The sequence below is a fragment of the Pseudoxanthomonas sp. SL93 genome (assembly GCF_026625825.1).
In the GTDB taxonomy this organism is placed as follows: Bacteria; Pseudomonadota; Gammaproteobacteria; order Xanthomonadales; family Xanthomonadaceae; genus Pseudoxanthomonas_A.
On record NZ_CP113065.1, the window covers coordinates 1,119,095 to 1,131,074 of the forward strand.

The following is an 11,980-nucleotide window of genomic DNA, read 5'->3' on the forward strand; positions in this document are numbered from 1 at the left end:
CTATCGCTGCGCAGCCAGCTGCGCCAGGCGCTGCACCGCGACAGACGCGGTCGGGTAGTCCAGCGTCTTCTGCGCGGCCAGTTCGTTGAGCATGTTCAACGTGAAGCGCAGGCCGCTGTCATCACGCCCCAGCCAGGCCTTCACCTTTGCATCGGCATTGGCGCCCGGCATGGACAACACGTGGCCGGTCAGCGTGCGCTGGTGGCTGGCCAGTTCGTCGCGCAGCACGCCACGGGCGACCGCATGCCAGCGGCCATCCACCTTGAGCGCCTCGATCTGGTCCTGCAGCCACGGCAGGTGCAGCGCTTCGCCCAGGCGGTAGTGCGCCTTCGACACTTCGACCGGCTTGAGCTTGCGGGCACGCGCCAGTTCGATGATGTCGCAGGAAGGTTCCAGGTACGGCAGCGCCGCGATCTGGCCGGCCAGGGCCACGCCCAGGCCTTTCTCCTTCCAGTCGCGCAGGCTGGCCTCGTACGCCGGACGCAGCGAATCCGGCAGCACGCCGTCCGCGGCCCGGATCTCGTTGAGGCCGTCGTGGTAGCGGTCCACCGCCGTGGCGATGGCGGGGATCGGCCCCTGCCGCGTCAGCAGCCAGCGCGTCATGCTGCGCTGGACGTTCCAGATGACCTGCAGGGCGTCGATCTGCACGGACTCGGGCACCTTGCCGTCCAGTGCGTCGATCTGGTTCCACAACGCACGCGCGTCCAGCGTCTCGCGGGTGATGGTGAACGCCTTGGCCACTTCCGCCGGCGAGCGGCCGGTGTCTTCCTGCATGCGCAGCAGGAACGTGGCGCCCATGCGGTTGATGGTGGTGTTGGTGACCGCGGTGGCGATGATCTCGCGCTTCAGGCGGTGCTTTTCCATCTCGGACGCGTATTTCTTCTGCAGCGGCTGCGGGAAGTAGCGCTGCAGTTCCTTGGACAGGAAAGGATCCTCCGGGATGTCGGACTCCAGCAGCTGCTGGAATGCCACCAGCTTAGAATAGGACAACAGCACCGACAGTTCCGGACGCGTCAGGCCCTGGCCACGCGCCTTGCGTTCGGCCAGTTCCGCGTCGGACGGCAGGTACTCGATCTGGCGGTCCAGCAGGCCCTGCGATTCCAGCGTCTGGATGAAGTGCTGCTTGGAGCCGAGGCGCGAGACGCTCATGCGCTCCATCAGGCTGATGGCCTGGTTCTGGCGGTAGTTGTCCCACAGCACCAGGTCGGCCACTTCGCCGGTCATGTCGGCCAGCAGCTTGTTGCGCGCGTCCATGCCCAGCTTCTTGGCCTGCACCACGCCATTGAGCAGGATCTTGATGTTCACCTCGTGGTCGGAGGTGTCCACGCCGGCGGAGTTGTCGATGAAGTCGGTATTGAGCAGCACGCCGTGCTGCGCGGCCTCGATGCGGCCCAACTGGGTCAGGCCCAGGTTGCCGCCCTCGCCCACCACCTTGCAGCGCAGGTCGCGGCCATCGACGCGCAGCCCGTTGTTCGCCCGGTCGCCCACATCAGCATGGGTCTCGCTGGCGGCCTTGACGTAGGTGCCGATGCCGCCGTTCCACAGCAGGTCCACCGGCGACTTCAGGATGGCGCTCATCAGTTCGTTGGGCGTCATCGATTTCACGCCATCGGCGATGCCCAGCGCGGCGCGTACTTCCGGGGTGATGTCGATGGACTTGGCGCTGCGCGGATGGATGCCACCGCCCTTGGAGATCAGCTTGGCGTCGTAGTCGGCCCAGCTGGAGCGCGGCAACTTGAACATGCGGTCGCGTTCCTTGAACGACCTGGCCGCATCCGGGTTCGGGTCCAGGAAGATGTGGCGGTGGTCGAAGGCGGCCAGCAGGCGGATGTGTTCGGACAGCAGCATGCCGTTGCCGAACACGTCGCCGGACATGTCGCCGATGCCGACGCAGGTGAAGTCCTCCGCCTGGCTGTCGCGGTTCATCGCGCGGAAGTGGCGCTTGACCGATTCCCAGGCGCCACGCGCGGTGATGCCCATGCCCTTGTGGTCGTAACCGACCGAACCACCCGAGGCGAACGCGTCGCCCAGCCAGAAGCCGTGCGCGATGGCCAGGCCGTTGGCGATGTCCGAGAACGTCGCCGTGCCCTTGTCGGCCGCGACCACCAGGTAGGGATCGTCCTGGTCGTGGCGCACTACGTTCACCGGCGGCACGATCCTGTTGCCGACGATGTTGTCGGTGATGTCCAGCAGGCCCTGGATGAACAGCTTGTAGCAGGCGATGCCTTCGGCCAGCACGGCGTCGCGGTCGCCGCCCACCGGCGGACGCTTGACGAAGAAGCCACCCTTCGCGCCGACCGGCACGATGACGGTGTTCTTCACCATCTGCGCCTTCACCAGCCCCAGCACTTCGGTACGGAAATCCTCGCGACGGTCCGACCAGCGCAGGCCGCCACGGGCCACAGGGCCGAAGCGCAGGTGTACGCCTTCCACGCGCGGGCCGTACACGAAGATCTCGCGGTACGGGCGCGGCTTGGGCAGGTCGGGCACCTTGGCCGAATCGAACTTGAAGCTGATCGTGTGCGCCGGCGAGCCATCCTTGCCCACCTGGTAGAAGCTGGTGCGCAGGGTGGCCTCGATGGCACCCATGAAGCCGCGCAGGATGCGGTCGTCGTCCAGGCTGGAGACGCGGTCCATCAGTTTCAGCAGTGTCTGGTGCGCGGCCTCCGCCTGCCTGTCGCGACTCTCGCCACGCGCGTCGATCAGCGGCTGCAGCGCTTTCTGCGTGGCCTCGTCACCAGCGGCCAACGCCTGCAGCTGCTGCGAGAAGCGCACCTGGCCTTCCTTGATCTGCGCCTTGGTCTCGTTGCCGGTGGCCGGGTCGAAGCGGGCTTCGAACAGTTCCACCAGCAGGCGCGCCAACAGCGGATAACGATTGAGGGTTTCCTCCACATAGGTCTGCGAGAACGGCACGCCGGTCTGCAGCAGGTACTTGCAGTAGCCGCGCAGCAGCGCCACCTGGCGCCAGGCCAGCCCCGCGCCCAGCACCAGCCGGTTGAAGCCGTCGTTCTCGGCGTCGCCACTCCACACGCGGGCGAACGCTTCCTCGAACGTGGTGGCCAGGCGCTCCACGTCGATCTCGCCGTGCTGCGGCTCGACTTCGAACTCCTGGATGTAGCGCGCGCCCTCGGCGGTCTCCAGGCGGAACGGGTGCTCGGAGATCACCCGCAATCCCATGTTCTCCATCAACGGCAAGGCATCGGAAAGCGGGATGTCGCTTTGCTGGCGATACAGGTTCAGGCGCAGGCGTCCCTGGCCGGGACGCTCGCGATGCGACTCGTGCAGGCTCAGGCGCAGGTCGTCCGGCCCTGTCAGGCCGGCCAGCAGCTCGACGTCGCGCGCCGCGCCTTCCGGCGACACCACTTCGATGTAACCGGCGGGCAACGCACGGCCGAAACGGCTGGCCAGCTTGAGGCCCGCGGATTCGCCGTGGCGACCGATCAACCGCTCGCGCAGGTCGTCCTGCCAGTTGCGCAGCAGATGGGCGATGTCGCCCTCCAGCGCGGACGTGTCGACATCCACCTGCTCGCCCGCCTTCGGGCGGATGGTGATGTGCAGCTGCGCCAGCGGTGACTCGCCCAGCAGCACGCTGCTGTCGACGTACTCGCCGCGCATGGCGTCCTTCAGCAGCGATTCGATGCGCAGCCGGACTTCGGTATTGAAGCGCTCGCGCGGGATGTAGACCAGCGCCGAATAGAAACGCCCGTACCGGTCGCGACGCAGGAACAGCTTGCTGCGTACCCGTTCCTGCAGGCCCAGGATGCCCATCGCCGTGCGGTAGAGTTCGTCGTCGCTGGACTGGAACAGCTCCTCGCGCGGCAGGGTTTCCAGGATATGGCGCAACGCCTTGCCGCTGTGGCCGCTGGGCGACAGGCCCGACTTCTGCATGACGTACTCGTGGCGCTCGCGCACCAGCGGGATTTCCCACGGGCGGCGGTTGTAGGCACTGGAGGTGTACAGGCCGATGAAGCGCTGCTCCGCGACGGGATTGCCCTTCGCGTCGAACTCCAGCACGCCGATGTAATCCATGTTGCCAGGGCGGTGCACGGTGGAACGGCGATTGGTCTTGGTCAGGATCAGTGCATCGACGGACCCGCCCTGCGGCAGGTAGTGGGCGGCCAGCGTGTTGACGTTGCGCGGCGGCGTGGTGTCGCCGTGACGCAGCAGGCCCAGGCCGCTGTCTTCAACCGCACGCAGCACGCCCGTGGCCTTCTCGACCCGGTATTCGCGATAGCCGAAGAACGTGAAATGGTCGGCCGCGGCCCAGCGCAGGAACTCCTGTGCCTCGTGACGCCCCGCGTCGCCCACCGGCAGCCGGCGCGTGGCGAAGTCATCGGCCAGGCCGAGCATCTTCTCGCGCATGCTGCCCCAGTCGCGGACGATGGCGCGGACCTCGTCCAGCACGCCACGCACGCGCTTCTCGATGGCGGCCATCTGGTCGGCAGGCTGGCGGTCGATCTCCAGCAGCATGAGCGATTCCGGCTTGCCTTCGCCTACCGCCGTGATCTTGCCCGCCTTGTCGCGGGTGAAGCGCACCAGCGGGTGGCCCAGCACGTGCACGCCAACGCCCATGTCGGCCAGCGCCATGCTCACCGAGTCCACGAGGAAGGGCATGTCGTCATTGACGATCTGCAGGACCGTGTGCGGCGATTCCCAGCCCTGCCCCTTGGTGCTGGCATTGAACACGCGCACGTTGGCCGTCCCGGGCTTGCGGTTGCGCGCGAATTCGAGCGTGTTCAATGCAATGGCGGCCCACGCATCGGCGCCATGATGCGGATACTCGTCCTCTTCCATGCGCATGTAGAAGGCTTCGGCGAAGGCCTGCGTCTCGGCCTGCGACTTGCCCGACACGCGCTTGCGGATCGCCGACAGGATGGGGTCCAGCGAGAACGCCTGCTTCGTCGCGCCTGCGGTCTTGGCCGCCGCCACATCCGGTCGGGCAGCCACCTTCCCGGTCGGGGTCTTCTTCGGCCCGGCTGCCTTGGCGGCGGCCTTGCCGGATTCCTTCTTCGGTTTGGGCGGGGTGGCTTTCTTCGAACTGCGCGCAGCGTTCATGCAGGAGGTAACTCTACGATTGGTAGTCGAATGGTTATTGTAGCCCTCGCCGCGATGACAAGACTTGTTGCGAGGCGTCAAAAATCGCGCTTGCATTTCGAGGACCGATTGCCTAGCGACACTTGCCGGATGCCTGCGACTCGCCAGGCGCCTGGCGGGCATGCGGGTGCGGCGACAAGCGACTCGAAGCTGCCTGCACTTACCATCCGCCACCGCATGGCATGCAACCCCATGCGCCCGCGTTCCTCACGCCGTCTTTACTTGCAGATGCGCCGCTTTGTGCACGGATCAAGGCGGCTTTCAAGCCTTCCTAAATTCTGAACTGGACGGTATAGTCCAATCGCCATGAGCCCCTCCCCCGCACTGTCCGCGATCGAACAGCGCCGCCTGCGTGTGCACGCGGCGGTCAGGGAACTGCTCAGCGAACAGGGCTTCAAGGTCAGCATGGAGGCCGTCGCCGCACGCGCGGGGTGTTCCAAGCAGACCCTCTATGCGCAGTTCGGGAACAAGCAGGGACTGCTGCGCAGCCTGATCGAGGAACACCTGGACCTGGCCACCACGCCGTTGGCGCGCGACGTTGAAGACCCGCGCGGCACCCTGCTGGCGTTCGCCACGCAGCACCTGGAACACCTATGCGACCCGTCGGTGATGGCCACGAACCGGTTGCTGACTGCGGAAGCGCACCATTTTCCGCAAGAAGCGCAATCCCTCTACCACGATGGCTGCGATACTCTCCAGCAGAGACTCGCCGACTGGATAGGGAATGCGATGCGCCAGGGCCGGTTGAGGCATGACGAACCGCACTTCGCCGCGGAGATGCTGCTCGGCATGATCGCCGGTCTCGACCTTGAAAGGCAGCGCTTCGGCGTGGCGCATCGCGCCAGCGACGAAGCGCGGCAGCGGTGGGCGCGATTCGCGGTGGATGCCTTCCTGCGTGCGTTCTCGCCCGATGCGAAACACCGCGCCGATGATGGGCGCACCGATCCACCGACCGTGGTGCGCCTTCGCGCCCCGGGCGGACGCACCACTCCCAAGAACTCGAAAACCTGAAACGGAGCTTCCCATGACCTCCCCCGTCCGCCGTTACGCCCTCGCCGGCGCCATCCTGTTCGCGCTGGCCGCGTGCAGCAAACCCGAAGCCCAGCAGATGCCGACGCCCGAGGTGGGCGTTGTGAAGGCCACGCCGCAGAGCGTTCCGCTGCAGCGCGACCTGGTCGGGCGCCTGTCGGCGTTCCGCACCTCCGACGTGCGCGCACGCGTGCCCGGCGTGCTGATCAAGCGCGTCTACGAGGAAGGCAGCGAGGTGAAAGAGGGCCAGGTGCTGTTCCAGATCGACCCCGCCCCGCAGCAGGCTTCGCTGAGTGCCGCGCAGGCGAACCTCGCGTCGGCGCAGGCGACCTACGCCAACGCCAAGGTCGCGGCGGACCGCGCACGCCAGCTGGTGCCGCAGAAGTTCGTGTCCCAGTCCGACCTGGACAACGCGCAGGCCGCCGAACGCAGTGCGGCTGCCGCCGTGCAGCAGGCGCAGGCCAATGTATCCACCGCCCGCATCAACCTGGGTTACACGAACGTCACCGCACCCATCTCGGGGCGTGCCGGCAAGCAGCAGGTCACCGAGGGCGCCCTCGTCGGCCAGGTCGAGGCCACGCTGCTGACCACGGTGGACCAGATCGACCCGCTGTACGTCAACTTCTCCCTGGGCATCAACGAACTGGAATCGCTGCGCATGGCCCAGAGCAACGGCAGCCTGCAGCTGACCGGCGAAGGCGAAGCCAAGGTGCAGGTCATCCTGTCCGACGGCAGTGTCTTCAGCGAGGAAGGCCTGCTGGACTTCTCCGGCACGGTGGTGGACCCGGCGACCGGTGCGGTCTCGTTGCGCGCGCGCATTCCCAACCCGGAGAAGTCGCTGCTGCCGGGCATGTTCGTCACGCTGAAGGCCACGCTGGGCGAACGCAAGAATGCCTTCCTGATCCCGCAGGATGCGGTGCTGCGTGATGCCAGCGGCGCGTACGTCCTGGTGGTGGGCGCCGACGGCAAGGTCGTGCGCAAGTCGGTGACCGCCGAGAACCCGCGCGAAGGCCAGTGGGTGGTGACCTCCGGCCTGGCCGCCAATGACCAGGTGATCGTGTCCGGCGTGCAGAAGGTACAGCCTGGCGCACCCGCCAAGGCGACGCCCTGGAAGCCCGCCGCTCCGGCTGGCCAGCAACCCGCCGCTGCCGCCGCGCCGCAGAAGTAAGGGACGACCCCCATGCCCAAGTTCTTCATCGACAAACCGATCTTCGCCTGGGTGGTGGCGATCCTGATCTCGCTGGGCGGCGTGATCGCGATCTTCAACCTCGGCGTCGAGTCCTACCCCAACATCGCGCCGCCGCAGGTGGTGGTGAATGCCAGCTACCCCGGCGCCAGCGCGGAGACCGCCGAGCAGGCGGTCACGCAGATCATCGAGCAGCAGCTCACCGGCATCGACAACCTGCTGTACTTCAGCTCTTCTTCCGATGCCACCGGCGGCGCCAGCATCACGCTGACCTTCCAGACCGGCACCGATCCCGACATCGCGCAGGTGCAGGTGCAGAACAAGGTCGCCCTGGCCGAACCGCGCCTGCCCACCGAGGTGGTGCAGCAGGGCGTGGTGGTGGCCAAGGCCAATGCCGGCTTCCTGATGGTGGCCGCATTGCGTTCGGAGAATCCGGCCGTGGGCCGCGAACAGCTGAACGACATCGTCGGTTCGCGCGTGCTCGACCAGATCTCGCGCATCCCCGGCGTGGGCAGCACGCAGCAGTTCGGTAGCGAATACGCGATGCGCATCTGGCTGGACCCGAACAAGCTGCAGGGTTTCGGCATGTCCACCAGCGAAGTGCTGGGCGCCATCCGCAGCCAGAACGTGCAGTTCGCCGCCGGCTCCATCGGCTCCGACCCGGCACCCGAAGGCCAGGGCTTCACGGCCACCGTCACCACCGAGGGCCGCTTCAACTCGCCGGAGCAGTTCGAGAACATCATCCTGCGCGCCAACAGCGACGGCACCACGGTGCGGCTGAAGGACGTGGCGCGCGTCGCCATCGGCGCGACCGCCTACGGCTTCGAGACGCAATGGAACGGCGCGCCCACCGCGGCGTTCGCCGTGCAGCTGCTACCTGGCGCCAACGCGTTGAACGTGGCCGGCGCCGTGCGCGCGAAGATGGACGAGTTGCAGCCCAGCTTCCCGCAGGGCGTGCAGTGGTTCTCGCCGTACGACAGCACCACCTTCGTGCGCATCTCGATCGAGGAAGTGGTCAAGACGCTGATCGAGGCCGTGGTGCTGGTGTTCCTGGTGATGCTGATCTTCCTGCAGAACCTGCGCGCGACCATCATCCCCACGCTGGTCATCCCGGTGGCGCTGCTGGGCACGTTCCTGGGCATGACGGTGATCGGCTTCACCATCAACCAGCTGACCCTGTTCGGCATGGTGCTGGCCATCGGCATCGTGGTGGACGACGCCATCGTGGTGATCGAAAACGTCGAACGCATCATGACCGAGGAAGGCCTGCCACCGAAGGAGGCCACCCGCAAGGCGATGGACCAGATCACCGGTGCGGTGATCGCCATCACCGTGGTGCTGTCGGCGGTGTTCATCCCGTCGGCGCTGCAGGGCGGTTCGGCAGGTGAGATCTACAAGCAGTTCGCGCTGACGATTGCCATCGCGATGGTGTTCTCGGCGTTCCTGGCGCTGGGCTTCACCCCTGCCCTGTGCGCCACGCTGCTGAAGCCGACCCACGGCGGCAAGTCGAACGTGGTGTTCCGCACCTTCAACAAGTACTACGACAAGATCGCGCACACCTACACCGGGCACATCGGCAGCGCCGTCCGCCATGCGCCGCGCTGGATGGTGGTGTTCGCGGGCCTGACGCTGCTGTGCGGCTTCCTGTTCACCCGCATGCCCGGCAGCTTCCTGCCCGAGGAAGACCAGGGCTACGCGCTTGCCATCGTGCAGTTGCCGCCCGGCGCCTCCATGGAGCGCACCAGCAAGGTCTTCACCCAGATCCGCAGCACGCTGGAGAAGATGGAAGGCTATGACGGCATGATGGAGGTCACCGGCTTCAGCTTCGTCGGTCAGGGCGAAAACGTCGGCATGGCGTTCATCCGGCTGAAACCGTGGGAAGAGCGCAAGATCGATGCCGCCGGCTTCATCCAGCAGGCCAACGGCGCACTGTTCGGCATCAAGGAAGCCGGCATCTTCGTGGTCAACCTGCCCACGGTGAACGGCCTGGGCCAGTTCGGCGGCTTCGACATGTACCTGCAGGACCGCACCGGCCAGGGCCAGAAGGCGCTGGTGGAGGCGCGCAACATCCTGCTGGGCAAGGCCGGCCAGAATCCGGTGCTGACCGGCGTTCGCCCGAACGGCCTGGAAGACGCACCCCAGCTGAAGTTGAACGTGGATCGCGTGCAGGCGCAGGCGATGGGCCTGTCGCTGTCGGACATCTACAACTCGATCGGCCTGATGCTGGCGCCGGTGTACGTCAACGATTTCTTCTACGAAGGCCGCATCAAGCGCGTCACCATGCAGGCGGATGCCCCGTTCCGCATGAGTCCGGAATCACTGGGCAATTTCTACACGCCCAGCAGCCTGCAGAACGGCGCGATGATTCCGCTGACCAACGTGGTGAAGTCGGAGTGGATCACCAATTCGCCGTCGCTGACCCGCTACAACGGCTATGCCGCCATCAACATCGTGGGCTCGCAGGCGCCGGGTCGCAGTTCCGGCGAGGCGATGAAGGCGATGGAGGACATCGTCAACAATGACCTGCCAGCGGGCTTCGGCTTCGACTGGACCGGTATGTCGTACCAGGAAATCCTGGCCGGCAACACGGCCACGCTGCTGCTGGTGCTGTCGATCGTGGTGGTGTTCCTCTGCCTGGCCGCGCTGTACGAAAGCTGGTCGGTGCCGGTATCGGTGCTGCTGGTGGTGCCGCTGGGCGTGCTGGGCGCGGTCGTCTTCGCGATGCTGCGTGGGCTGCCGAACGACATCTTCTTCAAGATCGGCCTGATCACCATCATCGGCCTGGCCGCGAAGAACGCCATCCTGATCGTCGAGTTCGCCGTTGAGCAGCGCCGCGAAGGCAAGACGCTGCGCGATGCGGTCATCGAGGCATCGCGCCTGCGCTTCCGCCCGATCCTGATGACCTCGTTCGCGTTCATCATGGGCGTACTGCCGATGGCCATCTCCACCGGCGCGGGCGCCAACGCGCGCCACGCGATCGGTACCGGCGTGATCGGCGGCATGGTGTTCGCCACGTTCCTCGGCCTGCTGCTGATCCCCGTGTTCTTCGTGGCGGTACGCCGCATGCTGGGCGACAAGATGGACGAGCCGTCCAGGGAATACCTGGCCGAGCACAACAAGCCGCCGGCACGCTGAAGATCGTCGCCGTCATAAGGAGAAACCCCGGCCATGCCGGGGTTTCTCTTTTGTGTGCGACCGTGTCCCTGCCGTTGCCGTAGGCCCGCACTCCGGAAGACGCTATTTAGGTGTATGCGGGCCGGGCGCCACATACGCCTTGCGCGCCGCCTTGACCGCTTCATGATTGTCCGCCGCCCATTGCGCCAGCATCTCCACGCGTTCGAAGAACGACTGCCCGAGCGGTGTCAGCGTGTAGTCCACCCGCGGGGGGATGGTGGGAAACACCGCGCGCGCCACCAGGCCGTCCTGCTCCAGGTGGCGCAGGGTCTGCGCCAGCATGCGCGGCGAGATGTCGGCGATGCGCTTGCGCAGTTCGGAGAAGCGCAGCGTGCCCGGGGCGAGTTCGTGCAGGACCAGCACGGTCCAGCGGTCACCCAGGCGATCCAGCACGTCGCGGATGGGGCAGTTCTCGGTGAGGATCAGGGATTGGCGATGAAGGGTCATGGCGGCGGCGGTCGGCGGGGGTTACCTGGCAGTAACCCGGTTATCCGGGGCTCCCTGCTTGTGCGCCCGGAGCCCATTACTACCATAGGGTAACCAACAACTGTTCCGTTACCAAGGATGCACTTCGCCATGAATATCTCGACCCCCACCCTGCTGGTCACCGGCGCCTCGGGCCACCTTGGCCGCGCGGTGATCGCGCACCTGCTGGATACGGTGGGCATTCCCGCCGACCGCATCATTGCCACCAGCCGTACGCCCGCCACGCTTGCCGACCTTGCCGCGCGTGGCGTTACGGTGCGCGCCGCCGACTTCGATGATCCTGCATCGCTGGAGGCTGCCTTCACCGGGGCCGACCGCCTGCTGCTGGTGAGCACCGATGCATTGCTTGAGCCGGGCAAGCGCCTGCAGCAGCACCGCACGGCCGTGCAGGCCGCGGTGGTGGCAGGCGTGCGGCACGTGGTCTATACCTCGCTGCCCGTGCCCGAGACATCGAAGGTCAGCTTCGCACCGGACCACCTGGGCACCGAACAGGCCCTCGCCGCATCACCGTTGACGTGGACCGTGCTGCGCAATGCGTGGTACTTCGAAAACCTGCTGCATACCGTGCCGGGTGCACTCGCGGCTGGCCAATGGTCCTCCGCGGCCGGTGATGGCGGCATCGCCTACATCGCGCGCGACGACCTGGCACGCGCCGCGGCCATCGCGCTGGCCGCGGGCGACACGCGCAAGCGGACGCTCACCCTGACCGGGACGCAGGCATGGACCGCGCGCCAGCTGGCCGCGCGGATCAGCAGCGCCACCGGCAAACCGCTGGAGGTAGTGGACGTGAGCCTGGAGCAGTTGACCGAGGGCCTGCAGGCGCACGGTTTTCCACCCGCGCTGGCGGCCGTGTTCGCTTCATTCGATGCCGCCACGGCCGCGGGCGACCTGGGCGGCATCACGGATGACTATGCGCAGCTGACGGGGCGTGCGCCGGAATCCTTCGATGCCTGGCTGCTGCGCAACGGCGCGGGACTTTCCCGGGCCTGAGGCCGAAACAAGAACCCCGGC

Annotated in this window: 6 protein-coding genes; 4 read left to right on the forward strand and 2 right to left on the reverse strand. The window is 66.6% G+C overall.

Features of this window, described 5'->3' with window-relative positions; all coding sequences use genetic code 11:
• Entirely contained in the window at window positions 1-5,055 is a 5,055-nt protein-coding gene (locus OVA13_RS05190) for an NAD-glutamate dehydrogenase (RefSeq protein ID WP_267792732.1), read from the reverse strand.
• Window positions 5,056-5,400: 345 nt separating this feature from the next.
• On the opposite strand from OVA13_RS05190, the gene OVA13_RS05195 reads away from it, so the two are divergent.
• Genes OVA13_RS05195 through OVA13_RS05205 form a run of 3 tightly spaced genes read left to right on the forward strand, consistent with a single transcriptional unit; the run spans window position 5,401 to window position 10,444 of the window.
• Window positions 5,401-6,105 carry a TetR/AcrR family transcriptional regulator gene (locus OVA13_RS05195; protein WP_267792733.1) on the forward strand — a complete coding sequence of 235 codons (705 nt, stop codon included), beginning with the start codon at window positions 5,401-5,403 and terminating at the stop codon, window positions 6,103-6,105.
• 13 nt (window positions 6,106-6,118) lie between these two features.
• Window positions 6,119-7,291 (forward strand): efflux RND transporter periplasmic adaptor subunit, encoded by a 1,173-nt coding sequence (locus tag OVA13_RS05200; protein ID WP_267792734.1) that lies wholly within the window; start codon window positions 6,119-6,121, stop codon window positions 7,289-7,291.
• Window positions 7,292-7,303: 12 nt separating this feature from the next.
• Window positions 7,304-10,444, forward strand: a complete 3,141-nt coding sequence (locus OVA13_RS05205; RefSeq protein ID WP_267792735.1) for a multidrug efflux RND transporter permease subunit — start codon at window positions 7,304-7,306, stop codon at window positions 10,442-10,444.
• A gap of 102 nt (window positions 10,445-10,546) precedes the next feature.
• Here OVA13_RS05205 and OVA13_RS05210 read toward each other — a convergent pair whose 3' ends face one another.
• Entirely contained in the window at window positions 10,547-10,930 is a 384-nt protein-coding gene (locus tag OVA13_RS05210; protein WP_267792736.1) for a winged helix-turn-helix transcriptional regulator, read from the reverse strand.
• 129 nt (window positions 10,931-11,059) lie between these two features.
• Between OVA13_RS05210 and OVA13_RS05215 the strand changes: the two genes are divergently transcribed.
• Window positions 11,060-11,959, forward strand: coding sequence for an SDR family oxidoreductase (locus OVA13_RS05215; RefSeq protein ID WP_267792737.1), 900 nt, complete (start codon window positions 11,060-11,062; stop codon window positions 11,957-11,959).
• Window positions 11,960-11,980: the final 21 nt, after the last annotated feature.

What these genes read in the sequence shown, in the direction of transcription:
- OVA13_RS05190 (WP_267792732.1), bottom strand. Translation starts at nt 5,055, where the DNA reads ATGAACGCTGCGCGCAGTTCGAAGAAAGCCACCCCGCCCAAACCGAAG.
- OVA13_RS05195 (WP_267792733.1), top strand. Translation starts at nt 5,401, where the DNA reads ATGAGCCCCTCCCCCGCACTGTCCGCGATCGAACAGCGCCGCCTGCGT.
- OVA13_RS05200 (WP_267792734.1), top strand. Translation starts at nt 6,119, where the DNA reads ATGACCTCCCCCGTCCGCCGTTACGCCCTCGCCGGCGCCATCCTGTTC.
- OVA13_RS05205 (WP_267792735.1), top strand. Translation starts at nt 7,304, where the DNA reads ATGCCCAAGTTCTTCATCGACAAACCGATCTTCGCCTGGGTGGTGGCG.
- OVA13_RS05210 (WP_267792736.1), bottom strand. Translation starts at nt 10,930, where the DNA reads ATGACCCTTCATCGCCAATCCCTGATCCTCACCGAGAACTGCCCCATC.
- OVA13_RS05215 (WP_267792737.1), top strand. Translation starts at nt 11,060, where the DNA reads ATGAATATCTCGACCCCCACCCTGCTGGTCACCGGCGCCTCGGGCCAC.